Annotated in this window: 17 protein-coding genes; 7 read left to right on the top strand and 10 right to left on the bottom strand. The window is 67.2% G+C overall.

The genetic code is table 11. The features are described from left to right. Positions 1-6 precede the first annotated feature (6 nt). Positions 7-3,522 carry a transcription-repair coupling factor gene (gene mfd / locus ACQR1X_RS09580; protein ID WP_434898702.1) on the bottom strand — a complete coding sequence of 1,172 codons (3,516 nt, stop codon included), beginning with the start codon at positions 3,520-3,522 and terminating at the stop codon, positions 7-9. Continuing rightward, the gene (locus ACQR1X_RS09575; RefSeq protein WP_315800027.1) at positions 3,522-3,809 is read right to left on the bottom strand and encodes a succinate dehydrogenase assembly factor 2; all 288 of its coding nucleotides are present in this window, start codon (positions 3,807-3,809) and stop codon (positions 3,522-3,524) included. The genes mfd and ACQR1X_RS09575 overlap by 1 nt, the downstream gene beginning before the upstream one ends. 193 nt (positions 3,810-4,002) lie before the next feature. Between ACQR1X_RS09575 and recG the strand changes: the two genes are divergently transcribed. Further along, positions 4,003-6,105, top strand: coding sequence for an ATP-dependent DNA helicase RecG (recG, locus tag ACQR1X_RS09570; protein ID WP_434898701.1), 2,103 nt, complete (start codon positions 4,003-4,005; stop codon positions 6,103-6,105). Between the two features lie 99 nt (positions 6,106-6,204). Here the strand turns inward: recG and ACQR1X_RS09565 are convergent, their stop codons facing one another. Together ACQR1X_RS09565 and ACQR1X_RS09560 are read right to left on the bottom strand one after the other, a co-directional pair. Further along, positions 6,205-7,059, bottom strand: coding sequence for a DUF1932 domain-containing protein (locus tag ACQR1X_RS09565; protein ID WP_434898700.1), 855 nt, complete (start codon positions 7,057-7,059; stop codon positions 6,205-6,207). A 164-nt stretch (positions 7,060-7,223) separates the two neighbouring features. Beyond that, positions 7,224-9,104 carry an autotransporter domain-containing protein gene (locus ACQR1X_RS09560; protein WP_434898699.1) on the bottom strand — a complete coding sequence of 627 codons (1,881 nt, stop codon included), beginning with the start codon at positions 9,102-9,104 and terminating at the stop codon, positions 7,224-7,226. A gap of 278 nt (positions 9,105-9,382) precedes the next feature. Between ACQR1X_RS09560 and ACQR1X_RS09555 the strand changes: the two genes are divergently transcribed. Continuing rightward, positions 9,383-9,757 (top strand): VOC family protein, encoded by a 375-nt coding sequence (locus tag ACQR1X_RS09555; RefSeq protein ID WP_315800031.1) that lies wholly within the window; start codon positions 9,383-9,385, stop codon positions 9,755-9,757. Positions 9,758-9,801: 44 nt separating this feature from the next. Here the strand turns inward: ACQR1X_RS09555 and ACQR1X_RS09550 are convergent, their stop codons facing one another. The 3 genes from ACQR1X_RS09550 to glmS form a co-directional block, all read right to left on the bottom strand. Next, positions 9,802-10,599, bottom strand: coding sequence for a DUF502 domain-containing protein (locus ACQR1X_RS09550; RefSeq protein WP_315712018.1), 798 nt, complete (start codon positions 10,597-10,599; stop codon positions 9,802-9,804). A gap of 195 nt (positions 10,600-10,794) precedes the next feature. Next, positions 10,795-11,409, bottom strand: a complete 615-nt coding sequence (locus ACQR1X_RS09545; RefSeq protein ID WP_315800032.1) for a LysE family translocator — start codon at positions 11,407-11,409, stop codon at positions 10,795-10,797. 226 nt (positions 11,410-11,635) lie between these two features. Beyond that, positions 11,636-13,462: a glutamine--fructose-6-phosphate transaminase (isomerizing) gene (gene glmS / locus ACQR1X_RS09540; protein ID WP_316215776.1), complete on the bottom strand. Its 1,827-nt coding sequence runs from the start codon at positions 13,460-13,462 to the stop codon at positions 11,636-11,638. Between the two features lie 239 nt (positions 13,463-13,701). Here glmS and ACQR1X_RS09535 point away from each other — a divergent pair, with 239 nt between their 5' ends. Beyond that, a complete protein-coding gene (locus ACQR1X_RS09535) occupies positions 13,702-13,932 on the top strand; it encodes a hypothetical protein (RefSeq protein ID WP_315800034.1) in 231 nt (76 codons plus the stop codon). A gap of 15 nt (positions 13,933-13,947) precedes the next feature. On the opposite strand, the gene ACQR1X_RS09530 is transcribed toward ACQR1X_RS09535, so the two are convergent. Further along, positions 13,948-14,184 carry a hypothetical protein gene (locus ACQR1X_RS09530; RefSeq protein WP_434848625.1) on the bottom strand — a complete coding sequence of 79 codons (237 nt, stop codon included), beginning with the start codon at positions 14,182-14,184 and terminating at the stop codon, positions 13,948-13,950. Continuing rightward, positions 14,159-15,505, bottom strand: a complete 1,347-nt coding sequence (glmU, locus tag ACQR1X_RS09525) for a bifunctional UDP-N-acetylglucosamine diphosphorylase/glucosamine-1-phosphate N-acetyltransferase GlmU (RefSeq protein WP_434886094.1) — start codon at positions 15,503-15,505, stop codon at positions 14,159-14,161. Before glmU ends, ACQR1X_RS09530 begins: the two co-directional genes overlap by 26 nt. 135 nt (positions 15,506-15,640) lie before the next feature. On the opposite strand from glmU, the gene ACQR1X_RS09520 reads away from it, so the two are divergent. Next, the gene (locus ACQR1X_RS09520) at positions 15,641-16,975 is read left to right on the top strand and encodes a hypothetical protein (RefSeq protein WP_434898698.1); all 1,335 of its coding nucleotides are present in this window, start codon (positions 15,641-15,643) and stop codon (positions 16,973-16,975) included. A 108-nt stretch (positions 16,976-17,083) separates the two neighbouring features. After that, positions 17,084-17,464, top strand: a complete 381-nt coding sequence (locus tag ACQR1X_RS09515) for a hypothetical protein (RefSeq protein WP_315800038.1) — start codon at positions 17,084-17,086, stop codon at positions 17,462-17,464. Here ACQR1X_RS09515 and ACQR1X_RS09510 read toward each other — a convergent pair. Beyond that, entirely contained in the window at positions 17,424-19,004 is a 1,581-nt protein-coding gene (locus ACQR1X_RS09510; RefSeq protein ID WP_434898813.1) for a beta-(1-6) glucans synthase, read from the bottom strand. The genes ACQR1X_RS09515 and ACQR1X_RS09510 overlap by 41 nt on opposite strands. A gap of 377 nt (positions 19,005-19,381) precedes the next feature. Between ACQR1X_RS09510 and ACQR1X_RS09505 the strand changes: the two genes are divergently transcribed. Both ACQR1X_RS09505 and ACQR1X_RS09500 read left to right on the top strand, forming a co-directional pair. Next, positions 19,382-19,963 carry a beta-1-3, beta-1-6-glucan biosynthesis protein gene (locus ACQR1X_RS09505; RefSeq protein WP_434898697.1) on the top strand — a complete coding sequence of 194 codons (582 nt, stop codon included), beginning with the start codon at positions 19,382-19,384 and terminating at the stop codon, positions 19,961-19,963. Positions 19,964-20,318: 355 nt separating this feature from the next. Further along, entirely contained in the window at positions 20,319-23,024 is a 2,706-nt protein-coding gene (locus tag ACQR1X_RS09500; RefSeq protein ID WP_434898696.1) for a glycosyltransferase, read from the top strand. Positions 23,025-23,342: the final 318 nt, after the last annotated feature.

Below are 23,342 nucleotides of genomic sequence, written 5' to 3'. Positions count from 1 at the left end.
CGCGATTCACGCCGCCTTCTTCTTCTCCGCGAGCTCGGCCAGCTCCTTGAGGATATCCGTCGTGCCGGCCAGCCGCTCCTCCGGCGTCTCCCAGACCTGCAGGAACACGACCTTCATGTCGGGGCGCACCTTGGCGGCCTGGCCGTGGCGCTTGATGAAGGCCACCAGGCGCTCGGGATAGGCAAAGCTGTTGTCGCGGAAGGCGATGACGGCGCCCTTCGGGCCGGCGTCGACCTTCTCGACATTGGCGCGGCGACAGTAGTTCTTGATTGCCGCGACCTTGAAGAGATAGCGCGTCTCGTCCGGCAGCTTGCCGAAACGGTCGCGCAGCTCGGCGGCAAAATTCTCGATCTCGTCGTCGGTCTCGAGATCGGCGAGCCTTCGGTACAGCGACAGCCGCACGGAGAGGTCGGAGACGTAGTCCTCGGGAATCAGCACGGGCATGCCGATGGTGATCTGCGGCGACCAGCGGTCGACGGTCGGCTCGGTGATCCCGGCCTTGAGGTTCTCGATCGCTTCCTCCAGCATCGACTGATAGAGCTCGAAGCCGACCTCCCTGATGTGGCCGGACTGCTCGTCGCCCAGGAGATTGCCGGCGCCGCGGATGTCGAGGTCGTGGCTGGCGAGCTGGAAGCCGGCGCCGAGCGTCTCCAGCGACTGCAGCACACCCAGGCGCTTCTCGGCCTGCGGGCTGATCTTGTGGGTCGACGGTAGGGTGAACAACGCATAGGCGCGCAGCTTGGAGCGGCCGACGCGGCCGCGCAGCTGATAGAGCTGGGCAAGGCCGAACATGTCGGCGCGGTGCACGATCAGTGTGTTGGCGCGAGGAATGTCGAGGCCGGACTCGACGATGGTGGTCGACAGCAGGACGTCGAACTTGCCGTCGTAGAACGCCGACATGATGTCCTCGATCACGGTCGGCGCCATCTGGCCATGGGCGACCGCGACCTTCATCTCCGGCACGGTCTTGTCGAGGAACTCCTTGACCTCGGCGAGATCGTCGATGCGCGGCACGACGTAAAACGCCTGGCCGCCGCGATAGCGCTCGCGCAGCAGAGCCTCGCGGATCATCACGGGGTCATGCGGCGCGACGAAGGTGCGAACCGCGAGACGATCGACTGGCGGCGAGGCGATGATCGACAGCTCGCGCACGCCCGTCAAAGCAAGTTGCAAGGTCCGCGGGATCGGGGTTGCCGACAGCGTCAGCACATGCACCTCGGCGCGCAGCTGCTTCAGCCGCTCCTTGTGGCCGACTCCGAAATGCTGCTCCTCGTCGACGATGACGAGGCCGAGATCGCGGAACTTGATCGACTTGCCGAGCAGCGCATGGGTGCCGACGACGATGTCGACCGAGCCGTCGGCGAGCCCCTTCTTGACTTGGTTGAGCTCCTTGGTCGAGACGAGGCGCGAGGCCTGAGCGACGTTGACCGGAAAGCCCTTGAAGCGCTCGGTGAAGGTTTTCGCATGCTGGCGCGCCAGCAGCGTGGTCGGCACCACCACGGCGACCTGCTTGCCGTCGAGCGCGACCGCGAACGCCGCGCGCAGCGCCACCTCGGTCTTGCCGAAACCGACGTCGCCGCAGACCAGCCGATCCATCGGTCGTCCCGCTTCGAGGTCCGCAAGCGTCGCCTGGATCGCGGCGAGCTGGTCCTCGGTTTCGTCATAGGGGAAGCGCGCGCAGAACTCGTCGTAGAGGCCGGCCTGCACCGGCAGCTTCGGCGCCTCGTGCAGCATGCGCTCGGCGGCGATCTTGATCAGCTCGCCGGCCATTTCGCGGATTCGGTTCTTGAGCTTGGCCTTGCGGGTCTGCCAGCCGGAGCCGCCGAGCTTGTCGAGCTCGACGCTGGTCTGGTCGGAGCCGTAGCGCGACAACAGCTCGATGTTCTCGACCGGCAGGTACAGCTTGGTCTCGCCGGCGTAGCGCAGCTCGAGACAGTCATGCGGCGCGCCGGCGACTTCGAGCGTCTGCAGACCGACGAAGCGGCCGATGCCGTGATCGACATGGACGACGATGTCTCCGACGCCGAGGCTCGTGACCTCGGAGATGAAATTGTCGAGCTTGCGGCTCGCCCGGCGCGGCCGCACCAGGCGGTCGCCGAGAATGTCCTGCTCGGAGATGACCGCGATCTGATCGGTCTCGAAGCCGGTCTCGAGGCCGAGCACCGCGAGCATGGTCTCGTTGCGCGGCGTCGCCTGCACCATGCGCCAGGTGTTGACGCTGGTGACGTGGATCAGCTTGTGATCCTTCAACATGCTGGCCATGCGGTCGCGCGAGCCTTCGCTCCACAGCGCGATGACGACCTTCTTGCGCATAGACTGCAACGCCTGGACATGGGCGACGACGGCCTCGAACACGTTGACCGCGGCGTCGTTGCGCTCGGGTGCGAAGCTGCGGCCCTGCCGCGCGCCGATATCGACGACTCCGGTGCCTTCCGGCACGGCGAAGGGCGTCACCCGCGCCAGCGGAACGGCTGCGAGCCGCTCAGCCCATTCGGACGACGTCAGATACAGGCGGTCGACCGTCAGCGGCTTGTAGATCGCGCCGCCGCCGGGATGCTCCATGGCCTCGCGACGCGCGTCGTAATAATCGATGATCTGCTTGAAGCGCTCGCGCGCGGCATCCTCGCCCTGCGGCTCGATCACGACCGGCGTGTTCGGCAGGTAGTCGAACAAGGTCTCCATCTTGTCGTGGAACAGCGGCAGCCAGTGCTCCATGCCGGGATAGCGCCGGCCCTCGCTGACGGCCTCGTACAGCGCATCGTCGCGCTCGGGCGCGCCGAACTCGGCGACATAGCCCATGCGGAAGCGGCGGATGGTGTCGGTGACCAGTTGGAATTCGGAGACGGGCACCAGATCGAGCGAGCGCATGTCGAGCAGGGTTCGCTGCGTCTCGGCGTCGAAGGTGCGGATCGATTCCAGGCTGTCGCCGAAGAAGTCGAAGCGCACCGGCTGGTCGAGGCCCGCCGGGAACAGGTCGAGGATGCCGCCGCGCACGGCATATTCGCCGCTCTCGCGCACGGTCGACGAGCGGTGGTAGCCGTTGTGCTCCAACCAGGCGACGACAGAGTCCATCGGCACGACATGGCCGGGCGCGACCGACAGTGCCTGCCCGGCCATGGTGTCGCGCGACGGCACGCGCTGGACGATGGCATTCACGGTGGTCAGCACGATCAGCGGCTTGTCGCTGCCGGCGAGGCGCGACAGCCGCGCCAATGTCGTGACGCGCTGGGCCAGGATGCCGCCATGCGGCGAGACGCGGTCATAGGGCTGGCAGTCCCAGGCGGGGAACTGCATGACAGGAAGATCGGGCGCGAAGAAGTCGAGCGCCCGCGCCAGCTGCTGCATGCGTGCGCCGTCGCGGCAGACCACGGCGAGGCTCACCGCCGACGGCTTCGGCTTGGCGGCAATGGCACGCGCGAGGTCGGAGACGACGAGGCCTTCGGCGCCCTCGGCGACGTTGGCGAGCGTCAGCGCGCGCCCCGGCGCGAGATGCTCGGCAGGCGACTTGACCGGGCTCTTCATCAGTCGGCGTCCACCGCGCGGAACGCCTTGATGCGAGCGAACAGCGCCGGGGTCTGCTCCGGCGGCAGCGGTCGGGCGCCGGTGACCGCGGCATAAAAGTCCGGGTCGGGGACTTCGAGCAGTTGCTCGAGCTCGGCCAGCTCGCTCTCGCTGAGGCTGCCGATCTCGGCGTCGGCAAAGCGGCCGAGGATCAGATCCATCTCGCGGGTGCCGCGATGCCAGCAGCGGAACAGGAGCCGCTTGCGGCGGTCGTCAAGGCCTTGGCTCGATCGGGTCGTTCCAGTCATCGCGGCATCCTGCAGTACAACGCCAAAAGCCCGGACGGTGCCGGGCGCGGTTGATATAGCGGTGCGCGGCGTCCCTGTCAGCCCTCGGGACTGCAGAACCGGCATGCCCGGCACCTGAAAACTGAGAAAAAGACGTGGATGTCTCGGCATTCGCGGCTATCCCGGCTCCCAAACCGCTTTAAGTGTTCGCTCCATGCGCCCCAGCATCCTCAATCCCCTGTTTGCGCCGGTCACCGCCCTCTCCGGGGTCGGGCCGAAGCAGGACAAGCTGCTGCGCTACCTGCTCGGCTGCAGCGAGACGCCGCGGCTGGTCGACCTGCTGCTGCATCTGCCGGCCAGCGTGATCGACCGCCGTAACCGGCCGAAGGTCCGCGACGTCGAGGTCGGCACGATCGTGACGCTGGAGGTCACGGTCGACCGCCACCGTCCCTCGCGCAACGCGCGCGCGCCATACCTCGTTTACGCCAGCGACGAGACCGGCGACGTCGTGCTGACGTTCTTCCGCCCCAAGGGCGACTACATCGAGAAGATCCTGCCGGTCGGCGCCAAGCGCTACGTCTCCGGCACGGTGCAGATGTACGACGGCGTGCCGCAGATCGTGCATCCCGACCGCATCCTCGATGAGGCGGGGTTTGCAAAACTGTCAGGAATCGACCCGGTCTATCCGCTGACCGAAGGCCTCGCGCTGGGCTCGCTGCGGCGGGCGATCGCCGCCGCGCTGACCAAGCTGCCGGACCTGCCGGAATGGATCAGCCCGGAGGTGCTCAGCCGCTGCAACTTCCCGTCCTTGAGGGAGGCGCTGACGCGGGTGCACGTCCCGCAGGAATTGACCGACATCCTGCCGGAGAACCCGTTCTGGTCGCGCCTCGCCTTCGACGAGCTGCTCGCCGGGCAATTGGCGCTGGCGCTGGTGCGGGCGCAGCTGCGCCGGCCCGCGGGCAACCGTCATGCCGGCGACGGCCGCCTGCGCCGCAGGATCATCGACGCCCTGCCTTATGCGCTGACGAACTCGCAAGCCGAGGCGATGGCCGCGATTGCCGCCGATCTCGAAAAGCCGGTGCGGATGCTGCGGCTGCTGCAGGGCGACGTCGGCTCCGGCAAGACGGTGGTGGCGCTGCTGGCCGCAGCCGCCGTCGCCGAGGCCGGCAAGCAGGCGGCGCTGATGGCGCCGACCGAGATCCTGGCGCGCCAGCATGCCAAGACCATCGCCCCGCTCGCCGCGCGCGCCGGCATGAACGTGGTCATCCTCACCGGACGCGAGAAGGGCAAGGAGCGCCGCGACATCCTCGCCCGGCTCGAAGCCGGCGAGATCGACATCCTCATCGGCACCCACGCGCTGATCCAGGACGACGTGGTCTTCCAGTCGCTGGCGCTCGCCATCGTCGACGAGCAGCATCGCTTCGGCGTACGCGAGCGGCTGGCGCTGACCTCGAAGGGCGAGGCCGTCGACGTGCTCGTGCTGTCGGCGACGCCGATCCCGCGCACCCTGGTGCTGACCTATTTCGGCGACATGGACATTTCCGAGCTGCGCGAGAAGCCGGCCGGCCGCCAGCCGATCGACACCCGCGCGGTGGCCGATACCAGGCTCGGCGAGGTCATCGACGCCGTCGGCCGCGCGCTCGATGCCGGCAAGCTGGTGTACTGGATCTGCCCGCTGGTCGAGGAATCCGAGGCCGAGGGCATCGATCATCTCACCAACGCGACGGATCGCTTCGAGAGCCTGCGCGAGCGCTTCGGCGACAAGGTCGGCCTCGTCCACGGCAAGATGAAGGGCAGCGAGAAGGACGAGGTCATGGGCCGCTTCGCGGCGCATGAGCTGCGCCTGCTGGTCGCCACCACGGTGGTCGAGGTCGGCGTCGACGTGCCGGCCGCCAGCATCATGGTGATCGAGAATGCCGAGCGCTTCGGCCTCGCACAATTGCACCAGCTGCGCGGCCGCATCGGCCGCGGCTCCGAGGCCTCGACCTGCATCCTGCTCTATCACGAGCCGCTCGGGCCGATGTCGAAGGCGCGGCTCGCGGTGATCCGCGAGACCACCGACGGCTTCCGCATCGCCGAGGAGGATCTCAAGCTGCGCGGCGAAGGCGACGTGCTCGGCATCCGCCAGAGCGGCCTGCCCGGCTATCGCATCGCGCGGCCCGAGGTGCACGCCCAGTTGATCACCAAGGCGCGCGACGAGGCGCTGCGCATCCTGAAAGAGGATCCGAAGCTGAAGGGTCCGCGCAGCGACGCGCTGCGCTGTTTGTTGTATCTGTACGAACGGGATGAAGCGATCCCGCTGTTGACCGCGGGATAGACCAACGCCGTGATTGCGAACGCAGCGAAGCAATCCAGAGTCGTCGCGGGATTCTGGATTGCTTCGCTGCGCTCGCAATGACGCGGGGAGAGGTTCCGGCTACTTCTTCGCCTTGCAGCTCTCGGCGAAGGCCACCAGTTGCGCCGCCTCTGCCCCCTCCCCCTGCACGTCCGCCGCGATGTGCTCGAACAGCCGCGCGAAACCTTCGTAGATCAGCGCCGCCGGATGATCCTCTCCCAGGAAGCCCGCGATCTCGCGCATTTCGGCAACCCAGCGATAGGCCTTCGGCAGCATGTCCGGCAGCGCATTGCCGAGCCGCGCCTGCACGTGCGGCTGGCTCAGAGCCAGCTCATCGCGCAGCGCGTCCGCTGCGCCGGCGCGGGTGGCGGCCAGCACCATCGCGGCGCCGAGCCCGGTCAGCCCCTTGTTGATGCCGGCATAGGACATCTTCAGCGCCGAAGCCGCGCCGATGGGTCCTTCGATCCGTCGCAGATCGAGCCCGAGTTGGCCCAGCACGGAGACATCGGCGGACGCCTCGCCGCTCACATAGAAGGCCGGTCCCTTCGTGCCGGGCTTCGGCGGCAGGCCGATGATGGCGGCATCCAACAGGCGCGCGCCCGACGACAGCACGATGTCCTCGATCTTCCGGATGGTCTCGACGTTGACGGCATTGCAGTCGACGATGATGGGCTTCCTCGAATTCCGGTTGATGACCGTCGCGAGCTGCTCCGCCAGCGCCACGGCCTCGCCCGGCGGCACGATCGACAGGATGATGTCCGCATTGGCGATCTCGGCATCGCTGGCGCCGATCATGCCGGATGCGGCCGCTCTCGCCCGCGTCGCCGCGCTGCGCCCCTCGAGCGACGTCAGGACGTTGCAGCCGTGCTCCACGAGACGGGCAGCGATCGCGCCGCCCATTGCGCCCGGTGCGATGACGGCAATGCTGGGGGGCATGAGGACGGCTCCGGTTCCAACGATAGTCTCGAAGACTATGCGCACCCCGTGACAAAATTGAAGGCACGAAAACGAAGGGCAGCCCTTCCGGGCTGCCCTCGCCTTGGCCGCAACTTCAACGCTCCCCTCAGAGCCCCCGAGAACGCTGGCCGCCGCGGCAGACCTCAGAACGCGATCTTCAATCCTCCGCTGCCGAAGAAATCGTCGCCACCCGTGCGTCCGATGGTGCGCGACACGGTCGCCGTCAGCGCCACATTGCTCCAGAACGGCGCCACGACGCCGGCGCTCACCCGGCCGTAGACGTCGTGCGAGGTGCCGTTCGGAACGGTCCAGTTGTTGACGATGACGGGCGCCGACGTCGCGCTGTACTGAATCAGGCGGCCGTTGCCGATGATGTCGTCATCGAGCGTCAGGTTCAGGTACGGATTGATGACGTTGCCCTGCACCTGGAACGGGGTGCGCAGCTGCACGCCGACGCTGCCGATCAGGGTCTCGGCGGTCTGCGAGCCGACCGCGAGCGTGAGCGCAGGATCGCCGGTCTCGGTGAAGCCGTCGACACGGGCGCGGGCATAGGTCAGCCCGCCGATCGGGCCGAGCTTTGCCGTGCCGGCATCGAACAGGTAACCGGCCTTGCCGGCCGCGACGAAGGTCGTGCCGCCGGGATTGGAGGTGATGGTGTCGACGACGCCCGGCCGCGTGTTGCGATAGTCCTGATGGCCGATCGTCGCGAGCGCTTCCGCAAACAGGTTGCTGCTGGCCCAGGCGCCGTAGAGGCCGAACTGATAGGAGTTGGCATCCGTGGTGCCGGCGCTGTTGAACAGCCTCGCCTTCGGGTTGGAGTAGTCGAAGGCGGTGCCGATCATGGCGTTCGCCGACAGCCGGTACTCGACGCCAATCGTGCCGCCGATGCTGTCGAGATTGAAGCCGTTCGAGGCGGCGCTGCCCTGGCGGTCGCTGACGCCGCCATTGCCCTGCATGTAGAACGACCATGGACTGACCGACGCGAGCGGCGGCGCCTTGGTGTGGGGCGGGCGGCCCATTGCCCCATAGGCGTTCATCGTCGATGGAGCAAAGCCCGCGGTCTCGCGGAACATGTCGAGCTTGCCGAACAGGGTCGAGGCGAAGCCCATCGCCGTGATCGACCCCACCTCGCCTTGCGGCGCGAAGGTCAGCGGCGCGTTGAGGCGGTTGACGATATATTGGCCCAGCACCTCGAAGCCGTGTGACGTCAGGTGCACGCCATCGACATAGAACAGGTATTGGTTCTGCAGCGCAGGATTGCCGATGCAGGCGATCGGACAGGCGCCGACATTGGTGAAGCCATAGCGCGACGGATTGGCCTGGATCAGCGTCCCCACCAGTCCGGTGTCGACATACTCGACACGTACGCCCGAACGCGCGACGCCGGCGAGCGACTGCTGCATCAGGCTGTTGTAGGTCGTGCTGTAGGCCTTGCCGGCTGAAGCATTGGCGTTGCCGACGGCCTCCGGCAAGGTGCTGACATCGCCGGCCGTGAACACGATGCTGCGCGCGCCGTCCCCGACCAGCGCGTTGATGCCGGCCATGGCCTGCTGAGCCGTGACGGCCGCGGCCGTCGGCGCTCCAGCGAGCGAGCCACCGGCGCGGTAGTAGGCTCGTGCGTCATTGCCGCCGACGGAAATTTCGACGAGGTCGGTCGATGAGACCCTGCCGGAGAAGCCGGTCAGTCCGCTCCACTCCTGGAAGAAGCCGGGAATGCCGGGCGCCACTACGTTGGTGTTGCCGGCCATGGCGCCGCCGATCGCGTAGTTGAGCTGGGGAATGCCGAGCAGCGCCGATGTCGTGTCGACGAAATTGGTGCCGCCGCTGAAGCGGCCGGTGGGATAGAGCGGCAGCTTGCCGGCCCCGCCGGTGAAGGTCCAGAGATTGCCCGTATCGGCGTAGCTGTCGCCAAATGCCTGAATGCGCGTATAGGTGGTCTGGGCTGCCGCCGGCCCGGTCAGTTGCAGCGACGCTACGGACAGCGCGACCACGCACAACAACGTCGTTCTACTCACAGGCCTCATACGCGCTTCCCCAACGTCATACTTTTGTTTGCCCGATGTTTCCATGGTGACCATTCGAAACACCACCGCCCGCTGGTTGTAGGAACGACGACATCCGTGGCTGTGCCTTCCTCGCATCATCATGCAGTGCAAAGTGCCGCGATGCGCACGTTTGCCCGCTGGGCGGACCGGACCGCCGCCGACCGTGCTCGCGAAGGCTGCTGACAGAATCTGGCAGGGAGCTCGGCTAGTCGTGTGGCTGACGCGCCGCAGCCGGCGCCGCCACCGGAGAAAAGACGATGCCCGAGTTCAATTTCCTGATCCTCTACGTCGACAACCCGCCGAGCAGCGCGGCCTTCTATGCGGATCTGCTTGGCCGGCCCGTGATCGAACAATCGCCGACGTTCGCCATGCTGCCGCTGCGCGAGGGCGTCATGCTGGGCCTGTGGTCGCGGCACACGGTCGAGCCGCCAGCGGCCGGCGCAGCAGGCTTCGGCGAGGTCGCGTTCGCGGTCGGCGATGCCGGCGAGGTCCAAAGGCTGCACGACGACTGGAAGGCGCGCGGACTTTCGATCGCGCAGGCGCCGACGCGGATGGATTTCGGAACGACGTTCGTCGCGCTCGATCCGGATGGACATCGCCTGCGCGTGTTCGTTCCGCAGGATGCGGCCTAGCTCTTCCGCAGTGGCTGGCCTTTCGCGCCAGTCGGCCCTTCAGCCTAGTCGGCCTTGGCCGGCTCGGGCTCGCGGTGCGGCGATGGCTGCGCGGGTGCGTTGGCGAGGCGCGCGGCGTTGGCCATGTTGGCCAGCGCCGCGACTTTTTTCTGCTGGTCCGATCCCGGCTGCACCACGCCGCAGGACATGATCAGCGTCGCCGCGTCCTCGGCGCTCATGTCCACCTCGATGATCTTGCTCCGCGGCAGATAGAAGAAAAAGCCGGTGGTGGGGTTCGGCGCGCACGGCAAGAACACCGAGATCTGCTCGTCGTCACCGGGCAGCCGGCTCGAAATCTCCGCGCTCGGCGGCTGCGAGATCAGCACGATCGACCACATGCCGGGCGACGGAAACTCGACCAGGCCGACACGGCGCAGGCTCGAACCCTTGCCCGAGAACAGCGTCTCGAACACCTGCTTGAGGCCGCGATAGATCGCCCGCACCGCCGGGATGCGGCCGAGCAGCCGCTCGCCGAGGTCGACCAGGGTGCGGCCGATCAGGTTGGCCGTCAGGAAGCCGAGCAGCGTCAGTCCGATCACGGCCACGATCAGGCCGGAGCCGGGCACGCCGAACGGCAGATAGGTTTCCGGACGATAGACCAGCGGCACGAACGGCCGGACCAGCCCGTCCACCCAGGTCACGAACCACCAGGTGATGTAGAGCGTGATGGCAACGGGTCCGGCGACGACGAGGCCGGTCAGGAAATAGTTGCGAAACCTGAACATCAGCCCATGGTGGGGCGTCTCGGCCGGAGCATCGGCCAAGGGATCGGTCTCAGGCGGCAGGTCGTCGCGGGAACTCATGCGAACTTCCGGGTCGGATCAAATCTCACCTAGGGGTCTTAGCAGATTTTTGAAGGGCAAAGGCCCTCTTTCCGACACAGGCGCGCTTTGCCGCTGACCTGTGGCCCGGCAGTCGGGCCCCAAGTCAGCGCGCAAGCCGTCGATTTCGATCCCTGCGGCGGCGAGGAGCCACTCAAAAGGGCAAACCCGCCGCGCCTAGGCGCTACGCAGCGGCAGGGCCAGGCCGACCGCCACGAAGATGCCGCCACAGACCTGGTTGAAGCGCCGCCCGACCCGGGCGAGCCACGGACGAACCTGGGCCGCCGCGCTGGCAATGGCGTATTCGGTGACGAACTCGGTCACCGTATAGGTGACGGCCACGACGGCGAACTGCACCGCCAGGCTGCGATCGGGGTCGATGAACTGTGGCAGCAGGGCGCTGAAGAACAGCAGGCATTTCGGGTTGGTGGCCGCGGTCAGGAAGCCCTGGCGGAACAGCGCGTGCGGGCGCGCCGCCACGGTCTGGCCGGCCAGATCGACGCCCACCGGCGGCGCGAACCAGAGCTTGATCCCGAGCCAGGCGAGATAGAGTCCGCCGACCCACTTCAGGACCACGAGCCAGGTGATCGACGCTTGCACCAGCGCGCCGATGCCGAACATGCACAGCGCGATGACGAGGATGAAGCCGATCAGGCCGCCCGCGATCGTGAACAATGTCCTGCGACCGCCATGCAGCGCCCCGTGCGTCAGGGCGAGCAGGCCGTTGGGTCCGGGCGTCAGGGAGATTCCGATGCTCGTGAGCAGGAACAGCAGCCAAGTGTCGAGTGCCATCGGAATCCCTGTCAATCAGTTGCGCCACAGCACAGGCAAACTCGGCCGTCGTCCCGGGAGGTGGTTTGGGCCTCGCTGGAGCTGCCAGCCACGAAGTGAGGTGGTTATGGATCCCGGCGTTCGCCGGGATGACAGCGAATGTGCAGAGGCCGCGTCGCAACTCACGCCCAACTGGTTCTCAAGGCGACGCGAGAGCATCGCTTGGACGCGGCAAGCGGCGGCGTATCTACTCCACCGTGACCGACTTCGCCAAGTTGCGCGGCTGGTCGACGTCGGTGCCCATCACCACGGCCGTGTGATAGGCCAGCAGCTGGACCGGGATGGCGTAGACGATCGGCGTGAAGGTCGCGGCCATGTCCGGCATGGTGATCGTGACCAGCGAGTCCACCGTCGCCTCCTCGGCGCCCTTGGCATCGGTCATCAGGATGATGTTGCCACCGCGCGCGGCGACCTCCTGCATGTTCGACACGGTCTTTTCGAACACGCGGTCATACGGCGCGATGACGACGACCGGCATGGTCTCGTCGATCAGCGCGATCGGCCCATGCTTGAGCTCGCCGGCGGCGTAGCCCTCGGCATGGATGTAGGAGATCTCCTTCAGCTTCAGCGCGCCTTCCAGCGCCAGCGGATAGGAGGTGCCGCGGCCGAGATAGAGCACGTCCTTTGACTTGGCGATCTCGCGGGCGAGCTTCTCGATCTGCGGCTCGGTGGTCAGCGCCGCCGCGATCAGACGCGGCACCTCGACCAGGCCGTGGACCAGCTTGGTCTCGTCGGCCTCGGACAGCTCGCCGCGGCCGCGGCCGGCGGCGATGGCGAGCGCCGCCAGCACCATCAACTGGCAGGTGAAGGCCTTGGTCGAGGCGACGCCGATCTCGGGACCGGCCAGCGTCGGCATCACGATCTCGCTCTCGCGCGCGATCGTCGAGGTCGGCACGTTGACGACGGAGAGCGTATGCACGCCCTGCGATTTGGCGTAGCGCAGCGCGGCCAGGGTGTCGGCGGTCTCGCCGGACTGCGAGATGAAGATGGCGAGATCGCCCTTGCGAAGCGGCGCCTCGCGGTAGCGGAACTCGGAGGCGACGTCGAGCTCGACCGGCACCCGCGCGAAGCGCTCGAACCAGTATTTGGCGACGAATCCGGCGTAGCTCGCGGTGCCGCAGGCGGTGATCGAGATGCGCTGGATGTCCTTGAAGTCGAACGGCAGCCGCGCCGGCAGCATCACGCGCTCGGTGCCCATGTCGACGTAGCGCGCCAGGGTGTGGCCGACGACCTCCGGCTGCTCGTGGATCTCCTTGGCCATGAAGTGGCGATAATTGGCCTTGTCGACCAGGAACGACGACGCGCCGGATTTCAGCACCTCGCGCTTCACCACCGCGCCCGAGGCGTCGTGAATGATGCCGGAATCGCGGGTGATCTCGACCCAGTCGCCGTCGTCGAGATAGCTGATCGTGTCGGTGAACGGCGCCAGCGCGATCGCGTCCGAGCCCAGGAACATCTCGCCGTCGCCATAGCCGAGCGCCAGCGGCGAGCCCTTGCGGGCGCCGATCAGGAGATTGCCGTGGCCCTTGAACAGGAAGGCCAGCGCGAAGGCGCCCTTCAACTGCGGCAGCGACGCAGCGACCGCCTGCTGCGGCGTGTGGCCCTTCAGCAGATAGGAATTGACCAGATGGACGACGGTCTCGGTGTCGGTCTCGGATGCGAACCTGGCGCCCTGCTTTTCGAGCTCGGCGCGTAGTTCGCGAAAATTCTCGATGATGCCGTTATGCACCACGGCAACATTGTCAGTTGCGTGCGGATGCGCGTTGCTCTCGGTCGGCTTGCCGTGGGTGGCCCAGCGGGTATGACCGATGCCGGCGTGCCCCTTCAGCGGCTGCTGCTCGAGCCGCTTCTCGAGGTTCTTCAGCTTGCCCTCGGCGCGTCGCCGGTCCAGATGATCGCCCTCGAGCGTGGCGACACCCGCGGAATCGTAGCCGCGATATTCGAGACGTTTCAGGGAATCGACGAGATGCTCGGCAACCGGCCCGCGTCCCAGGATCCCGATGATTCCGCACATCAGCGCTAGTCCCCAAATCGTCGAGAGAGATTCAAAAGCGTGGCATTGTCTTAACGAAAACCGCGCGCTTTCAGGATTCAATAATTATTGCGGATTGCGACAGGGTTAAGTGCAAGACTTCACGCAAGGCTTAACCACGCGGCAGGCCGGCAGCTCCGGTTCGACACGGAGGTCGGTTCGGAGCGGGCTTAACGTGCGGTCAACGCTTTCGCACAAGACTATCGCGTCGGAGATGACCCATGGCCTTTTACCGCCGCCCAACTGATCCAAAGGGAACCAGCTCGCTCAGCCTGTCACATCCGGCGTCCGGGAGCCATCTGGCGCACTGGCCGCCGCCGACGCTGAGTCACGAGCTGAAGCCGATGCCGATCAAGCATCAGAGCAAGAACGAGCCGGTCAAGCACGCCACCCGCCGCGGCTGGCGCCTGACGCGCGCGATGTTCGCCGAGTTCCAGGACGACGAAGAGTGAACAAGCGCGTGGCGCCTATAGAAAGACCCAAGCGGCGATCGCACCGATCAGGGCCCATATGCCGAGCCCGGTCAGCAACATGATCTCCAAAGGGGGAGTTGTACCAAGCGTGGCGTAAACGACGCGGCCAGAAAACATGGCTAGCCGTACGATCGCAGTCAGAATCGCACCTACGAGATCGAACAGCAGTTGACCGAAATCCAAGCTGCCCTGCCCCGGCTCGCGCCTATTTTTTGTGGCGTTGCTTGGCATTCCGGAATCGCGCCGCGGCGCCTTCGCGCGTCGTCTGCGGACTGCGCTCCAGCGCCAGCGCATCGTCGGGCACGTCGCGCGTGATCACCGAGCCCGAGCCGATATAGGCGCGCGCGCCGATGTTGATCGGCGCCACCAGCGAAGTGTTGGTGCCGATGAAGGCGCCCTCGCCGATGTTCGTCTTGTGCTTGTTGAAGCCGTCATAATTGCAGGTGATGGTGCCGGCGCCGATGTTGGCATTGGCGCCGACATGGGCGTCGCCGATATAGGACAGGTGATTGACCTTCACGCCCGGCTCCAGCACCGCAGCCTTGGCCTCGACGAAATTGCCGATCTTGGCGCCGTCGCCGAGCGACGTTCCGGGCCGCAGCCGCGCGAACGGCCCGAGCAGGCTGTTGCGGCCGAGCTTGGACTGCACGATGTGCGAAAATGAATGCACCACCGCGCCGTCGCCGATCGACACGCCGGGGCCGATCACGACGAACGGCTCGATGGTCACGTCCTTGCCGAACGTCGTATCCGCGGCGAGATAGACGGTCTCCGGCGCGATCAGCGTCACGCCCGCATCCATCGCCGCGCGGCGCAGCCGGGTCTGCATCACCGCCTCGGCCTCGGCGAGTTGCGCCTTGGTGTTGATGCCGCGCACCTCGTCCTCGGAGGTTTCGATCACGACCGCATCGAGCCCCTGCTCGCGCGCGATCGCCACCGCATCGACCAGATAGTACTCGCCCTTGCTGTTGGCATTGCCGATCCTGTCGAGGATCCCCAGCGCGCGACGGCCGTCCATCGCCATCACCCCGGCATTGCACAGCGTGATCGCCCGCTCCGCTTCGCTCGCATCGGCCTGCTCGCGGATCGCGACCAGCTTCGATCCGTCGAGCAGCAGGCGTCCATAGCCGGTCGGATCGGCGGCGCGGAAGCCGAGCACGGCGAGTGCCGCGCCTTCGGCGAGCGCCGCCCGCAGCCGCGCGAACGTCTCGGCCGTGATCAGCGGCGTGTCGCCGAACGCGACCAGCAGATCGTCGGCGCCGCGCGCGATCGCCTGCCGCGCCGCCAGCACCGCATGCGCCGTCCCCAGCCGGTCGCGCTGGACGAAGATATCCGCATCCGGGCGCAGGCGCCGGGCTTCCTTCTCGACCGCCTCGTGCCCCGGCCCCACCACCACCGCGACGCGGGCGCCATCCCCATGCGGCGCCGCCGCCAGGACGTGCGCCAGCAGTGATTCGCCGGCGACGGGATGCAACACCTTGGGCACGCTCGTGCGCATCCGGGTGCCCTCGCCTGCCGCAAGCACGATGGTCAGACTGGATCGAGCGGTCATGAAACACCTGGGATGAAGGGAGCGCATAGGTCGCGCTGTCATAATGCGTTTTCTGCGCGGGGCAAACCGCACCGGCTGAAGCCCCTGGTGGTTTTCCTGTTAATGTTCGCTTCGTGATTCGATTAAGGCAGGTTCATGGCTAAGGACTCCCGCAAATCCGCCGGCGCAAATGCAGCTGAGAAGACGGGCACGACTCTGTCTGGACTGTTTGCCGACGAGAACGAGTTCGATCGCCGCGCGCTGTGGCGGCTCGGCTGGTGGGGGGCTGGCGCCGTCGGCGCCGTCGGCCTGGCCGTTTTCACCAATCAGGCCGCACAGGGATGGCGGCAGGACCGTGTTTCTGCGGCCGACCTGTCGCGCCAGGCGCAACTGCTGCAGTCGCTGGCCCGTGAGACCCAGGGCGAGGCGCGCCAGCTCGGCGCGGCCATCGAGACGCTCAACACCGACCGGGACCGGCTGTACGCGCGCGTGACCGTGCTCGAGCAGGGATTGGACTCGGTGACCGGCGCGCTGGCCAAGCAGAGCGCCCAGGCGTCCCCGAATCCCGCCAGCAGGGCCGGGCCCGTGCCGCAGATCGCAGCCGTGGAATCCCTCGCCCCGGCTGCGGTTCCGTCGAGTTCCGTGGCGCCGAGCCCCCTGCCGGCATTCGCGAACGCGTCCCCGTTCATGCCGATTCCCAGCGGAGCGGCCGGACCCAATCCGGCTCAGCCGGTGGCTCCGTCGGCTGCCGCGAGCGCCGACAAGACGAAGCAGGAGCCGGCCTCGGGAGCTTCGTCATCGCCTGTGTCTGCGGCCCCGTCCCCGACACCATCTGCCTCGCCCGCCCCTGCGGTCGCAGCAGCTGGTTCCAAGCCGCTGCCCGCTGGCGCACCGGACCCGGCCGGCAAGCCGGCCGAGACCGACAAGCTCGCAAGAGCTGAACCCGCCGAGGCCGCCGGCGCCAAGGGCAGTGACAGCACCGACGCCGCGGTCACGGCGGTCCAGAAGACCGAATTTGCCGTCGATCTCGGCGCGGCCAACTCGCTCGGCGGCTTGCGGGCGCTGTGGCGGGACCTCGTAAGAACCCATGCCGACCTCGCCTCGCTCAGGCCGATCGTCATTCTCAAGGAAGGCCGAGGCGGTCCGGGCATGCAGCTGCGGCTCGGCGCCGGTCCGTTGAGTGACGCGGCGACGGCGGCGAAGATCTGCGCGGTGCTCGCCGAGAGCCAGCGCGCCTGCGAGACCACCGTCTATGACGGCCAGCGCCTCGCGGTCCGCGAGGAGCCGGAGGCGGCCAAGCCGGGCGCTCCCGCGGCCGCCGCCCCGAAGCCGGTGCAGCGCCGGCGCACCTATCAGCCGCAGGCCCAGCAGCAGCGCCACGGCAAGCGCGAGGAGCCGCCGCCCACGGCAGCCGCGCCGTCGCCGCCGCCGGCCGAGGCGCCCAAGCCCGAGCAGCCGTCGGCGCTGTCGTCGTTCTTCCGCCGCTCCTGAGTCTCAAATCAGCGAGCGGTCAAAGCCGGTTGGGACGGATTGTGAAAGCAGTCCGCGAACCGGCTTTGCGGCTTGTCCGCACGTCCTTTCCGCAGCATAGTCCGGCGCATGAAAAAGACCCCGTTCCGCCTCTCGCCCTATCAGGTGCAATGGCTCCTGATCGTCGGCTTCGTCACCGTCGGCTATGCCCTCTATCTGCGCTATCTGGCGATCGAGCTGTCGAGCGTCGCGCTCGCCTGCGACGCCGGCCTGCAGACGCTGGCCTGCAAGAGCCGGGCGGTTGCGACCCCGCTGTTCAAGAATTCGGTGTTTGGCGCCACCGCGCTGGTGATCGCGGTGCTGCACGTGATGCGGCCGTCGATCGTGCTCTTGACCGGCGGGCTGATCGCCGCCGGCCTCGGCATCGTGCTCTACAACATCGTGCTGTCGGGGCTGGCGATCGGCCTGCTCATCCTCGGCTTTGCGCGGCCCGCGCCCGCCACAGCGTGAACGCCAGCAGCAGATACATCGCGCAGGTCCACATCGCCTGCCAGTTGTCGCGGCCCTCGTTGTAGATCACGTAGACCGAGGAGATCGCCAGCAGTCCGGCGAAGCATGCCTCGGCGATCGGCCGCGGGCCCTGCGTCGGACGGTTGCCGAGCAGCATCGCGAATGGCACCACCGCCATGGTCAGGCTGGCGAACGGAAAATCGCGGTAGCGCGGGTCGAACACGAAGCCGAGCGCCGTCTCGGCCGCGATCAGCACGGTCACGACCAGGACCAGGGCCAGCAGGTAGGTGATCTTCAGCTGCTTGCGGCCGTCATTCGGTCCGAGCAGGTCGAGGAAGGTCGGCAGCGGCCGCCCGGCCATCGCCGCATTGGCGGCCAGGATCGGCGCCAGCACGCCGGCGGCGAGCAGCGCGCCCCATTGCAGCCAGCCGCCGACACCGAGGCTCTCGTAGAACATCTTGTCGGCGGCCATGCCGAACAGCACGCCGGCCGTGGTCGCGGAAATGCCGACGCCGATCCAGGCCGAGATGTGCGGCGGCCAGGGCCGGCGCCGTACCGTCAGCCAGCCGGCGAGGAACACCGCGAAGGACAGGATCATGCCGCCGCCCATCTGCAGCTTCCACAGCGGATAGTTGCTGACGGGCTGGCCCGGCGGATATTTCAGCGCGCGCGTGTCGTCGCTGATCAGGCCCCAATAGCCGCCGACGGTGCCTTCGAGCTTGCGCTTCCAGGGCTGGTCATAGGCCTCGATCAGGTTGACGCGGAAATTCTCGCGCTTGGCGAGCGAGAGGATCTCCGAGACCACGCGGGCCTGGTTGGCGCGCGACGGCAGCGCGCCCTCGCGCATGCGCCCCTCGCTCGGCCAGCCGGTCTCGCCGATCAGGATCTCCTTGCCCGGAAAGGCGACGCCGACCTGCTGGCGGATGGCGTCGACATGGGAGGCGGCGAATTTCGCGCGCACCGGGATGTCCTCCCAATACGGGAGGATATGAACCGTGACGAAGTCGACGATGTCGTAGAGCTCGCGGTTGCGCAGCCAGAACTCCCAGACGTCGGCATAGGTCACAGGAACCGTGACCTGCGCCTTGACGCTGCGGATGGTGGCGGCGAGGTCGGCGGTCGTCATCTCGCCGCGCAGCAGCACCTCGTTGCCGACCACGACCGCCGTGATGACGCCGGGATAGCGCTTGATCAGGTCGACCGCGATGCCGATCTGCTGCTGGTTCTTCAGCTTGTTTGAGCCGAGCCAGATGCCCTGGATCACCTTGATGCCGACCCGGGCGGCGATTCCCGGCACCTGGTCGAGGCCGTTCTCGATCGAATAGGTGCGCACGCATTCGGAGATCTTGGCGAGCTGCACCAGGTCCTGCTCGATCTGCTCGGCGTCGATATGCGTGGTCGGATCGAGCGGGCTCTGCTGGCCGCGGAACGGCGCATAGGATACGCACTGCAGCTTCGAGGCCGGCTCGATCGGCGCGCGCGCGAGCGTGATCGGCTTGGCCAGCCACCACCACGCGGCGGCGATGACACCCAAGGATATGAGCAGAAGCGCCAGCGGCGTAGGGAGGGATTTCAGTTCCGTTCTCCAGGCAGGGTGGTGTCGATTACCCGGTCGGCGGCGATCTGCCAAGTAGGCGATCGGGCCCGACGGCGCACCGGGCGTACCCGCTCCAAATCACCCTTTTACGATGACGCGAGAAAGTTGGTACGTTGCTGGACAAAATCCGAGATTCCGGTCATTGGGAATCCCGGTTGACCCCGGCCGTCGCAACCCAGGTTCTGGACCCCTGCGCAAGCGCCCGTTAGGAACGCTCTGCGACAGTCGGAATCAATCTCCCGCCGCAATCGGGGCTGATTTGATCGGCATCAACACTGCGTCCGTCAGGGGACGGCACGAAGGCAACAATCGGGGAATTTATGGGTCGACGCGTGCTCCACTCCAAGTTTTCGGTTTCGCGCCTGTCGGCGGCTCTGGGCCTCGTGCTGCTCATCGGCGCCCCCGGCGCGCTCGCCCAGAGCGGCAGCGACCATCCCCAGGACCAAAAGCCGCAGGCGGCCAATCCGGCCGACGTGTCGAAGGAGAACCAGCGCAAGGCCGACGAATTCACCGAAGCGTCCCAGGCGCTCTCTGGCGGGCCGGCCGGCAATCCCGAATGCGTCTGGCTCGGCCGCCGCGTCGTCCAGCTGATGTACAATGACGACCTCGATACCGCCTTCCGCCACCTCGATCTCTATGACCGCTTCGGCTGCCCCGGTGGCCACGTCCAGGCCGCCTTCCGCTGCCTGACGCGTTTCATCCCGCAGATCGATCCGAAGGTGCCGAACTCGCTGAACAACCACGTCCATGGCTGCTGGATCAATCCGGATGCCAAGCCGCAGGTGGCTGCGGCGCCTGCGCCGGGCCCGGCCTCGACCCCGGCCGCGCAGGCTTCGCCGGCGCCGGCGCAGCAGCCCGCCCCCCCGGCCTCGCCGGCGCCCCCGCAGCCTCCGGCGAAGTGACCGGCGCCTGACGGCAGGCAGGACGCACGATCCCGCCGACCGGGCGCCATGCGCGGCGTGCGGCATGACAGCGCTCCGATCGCGTGGCAGGATACGGCCGAGATATGATCGAGGTCGTCGACGAGCGCCTGAGCCTCGCCCCGGTTCAGGCAGCGTTCAGCAGGATTGGGCTCTGTTGGGATGACGTATGACGTCGCGGCCTTCGGCTGTGACGGCGTGAGACTGATCGCCTTCGCCGTTCGCCGTCGAACGCACGCGTGAACACGATCCCGGTAGCATCGCATACCCGAGATGGAACGGCGATCGACCGCTCCGCTTCACCGCTGACTTGATCCTAGGAATGGTTGCCCCTCCCATGCGTGCCGTCGTCGCCGTCCTGCTCCTCGTCACCGCCGTGCACGCCGCCCTCTGGGGACTGCTGCAGGACAAGCAGGAGGCCCCCAGTTTCACCGGCCTGCTGCAGAGCGTCTCCTACGATCCGCATGAAGGTACCGGGGCCCCCGGCGCCAACACCGTGGCCTCGCCGGAACGCATCCGCGCCGACATGAAGAAGCTCGCCACCATGACGCGGGCCATCCGGCTCTACTCGTCGACCGGCGGCCTCGAGATCGTACCGCCGCTGGCGGCGGAGGCGGGGTTGAAGGTGATGCTCGGCGCCTGGATCGACAAGGATCCGGACCGCAACGAGCGCGAGATCCAGTCGGCCATCACCCTCGCCCGCCGCAACAGCAACGTCATCGGCATCGTGGTCGGCAACGAGACCATCCTCACGGCGACCCAGAAGGTCGATGAGCTGATCGAGAAGATCAAGCGCGTGAAGAAGTCGGTCAACGTGCCCGTCACCACCGGCGACGTCTGGAACACCTGGCGCGACAACCCCGAGCTCGCCGCCAATGTCGACTTCATCGCCGCGCACGTCCTGCCCTATTGGGAGTTCTTCACCGACGACCAGGCCGTCGACCAGGCGGTGGATCGCTATCAGCTCCTGAAGAAGCAGTTCACCGGCAAGCGCATCATGATCGCCGAGTTCGGCTGGCCGAGCCAGGGCTACAGCCGCAGCGGCGACGGCCGCGGCCCCGCCGTGCCGGGCCCGCTCCGGCAGGCCAAGGTGTTGCGCAATTTCCTCGCCCAGGCCGCCTCGATCGGCATGGAGTACAACATCGTCGAGGCGATCGATCAGCCCTGGAAATATTTCGAGGGCGGCGTCGGCCCGTATTGGGGCGTGCTGAACGCCTCGCGCGAGGCGAAATTCGCCTGGACCGGCCCGATCGTGAATCCCGACTATTGGAAGCTCGCGACCATCGCGCTGCTGGTCGGCGTGCTCCTGTCCTTGCCGATCGTGCGGCTGCGCCAGCCGACCGTGCTGCAGGCGATGATGCTCGCCATCACGGCGCACGGCGTCGGCGCCTGGGTCTCCACCGTCTTCGCCTATTGGAACGTGCACTATTTCGTCTGGGGCTCGACCTTCGCGCTGACCTTGGGCCTGATCCTGCTGGTTCCCCTGATCCTGATCGCGATGGCCCGCATCGAGGAGATCGCCGCGATCGCCTTCGGCCGCGAGCCGCGCCGTCTCCTGACCCGCGACAAGGTCGCGCGCGACCGCGCCGCCATGCCCCAAGGCTATTGCCCGAAGGTCTCGATCCACGTGCCGGCCTATTTCGAGCCGGTCGAGATGATGAAGCAGACCTTGGATGCGCTGGCGCGGCTCGACTACCCGAACTACGAGGTCGTCTGCATCATCAACAACACGCCCGATCCGGCGTTCTGGCAGCCGATCCAGGATCACTGCCGCATGCTCGGCGAGCGTTTCAAGTTCATCAATGCCGAGAAGGTCAAGGGCTTCAAGGCCGGCGCCTTGCGCATCGCGATGGAGCGCACCGCCGTCGATGCCGAGATCATCGGCATCATCGACGCCGACTACGTCGTGACGCCGGACTGGCTCTCCGACCTCGTGCCGGCCTTCGCCGACCCCACCGTCGGCCTGGTGCAGGCGCCGCAGGAGCATCGCGACGAAGACCTGTCGCTGATGCACTACATCATGAACGGCGAATATGCCGGCTTCTTCGACATCGGCATGGTCCAGCGCAACGAGGAGAACGCGATCATCGTGCACGGCACGATGTGCCTGATCCGGCGCGCGGCGATGGACATGGCCGGGGGGTGGTCGAGCGACACGATCTGCGAGGACACCGATCTCGGCCTCGCCATCCAGGAGCTCGGCTGGCAGACCCACTACACCGCCACCCGCTACGGCTCGGGCCTGCTGCCCGACACCTACGAGGCGTTCAAGAAGCAGCGCCATCGCTGGGCCTATGGCGGCTTCCAGATCGTCAAGAAGCACTGGCAGCGCTTCCTGCCCGGCAGGAGCCGGCTGACGGCGGACCAGAAGCGCGAGTTCTCGCTCGGCTGGCTCAACTGGCTGGGCGCCGAGAGCCTCGGCGTCGTCGTCGCGATCCTCAACCTGATCTGGACGCCGATCGTGGCCTTCGCCGGCATCGCCATCCCCGACAAGATCCTGACCATCCCGATCCTCGCCGCCTTCGTGGTCTCGCTCGCCCACTTCCTGATCCTCTACCGGCTGCGGGTGGCGGTGAAGCCGTGGCAGATGCTGGGCGCGATGATCGCCGCGATGAGCGTGCAATGGACGGTCAGCCGCGCCGTGGCGCAGGGCCTGATCACCGAGCACCTCGCCTTCGCCCGCACGTCCAAGGGCGGTCTCTCCAGGATGTCGATCGAGTTCCAGGCATTCTGGGAGGCCGTGATCGGCGCTCTGCTCCTGATCGGCGCCACCATCCTGATCGTGACCAACACGTTGCAGATCACCGAGCTCTACATCTTCGCCGCCGTCCTGATCCTGGAGAGCCTGCCGTTCCTGTCCGCGGTCGCGATCGCGCTGCTGGAGATGTCCCGCATCAACTCCTTCGAGTTCTGGCGCCACGCCACCGTCCGCACCGCCGAGCTGATCGGCCTGCGCCCGGTCTGGGTGCCGGAGCTGGCGGGTCCGGGCATGCAGCCGGCGCCGCTGAGCGCGGCGGCGACGAAGGTGGCGGAGAAGGTGTAGGTCCGAGACCGGCGGGCGCGCGGACGTCGCTTTTTACCCGGCTGCTCCCCCCACACACCGTCATGGCCGGGCATGTCCCGGCCATCCACGTCGGAATGGCAGCGCAAGACGCCAAACGTGGATGCCCGGGACAAGCCCGGGCATGACGTGCCTCAAATTGCGTTCGGTCGGGCCGCTGACGCGTCCGCCATGATCCCACCCCGCTGTGGTTTGCCCCTTCCGCCCTATTGACCCGACCGCACCCACCCCCTACACACCCCGCACGACAGCATGCGGCCCACGGGCCAGGGGTTCACCCCCGTTCCCGCAGCCCGCAGT

It is taken from the genome of Bradyrhizobium sp. HKCCYLRH3073 (assembly GCF_051167995.1).
GTDB lineage: Bacteria > Pseudomonadota > Alphaproteobacteria > Rhizobiales > Xanthobacteraceae > Bradyrhizobium.
The sequence above is the reverse complement of the archived record's forward strand: the minus strand, read 5'-3'. Positions and strand labels throughout refer to the sequence as shown.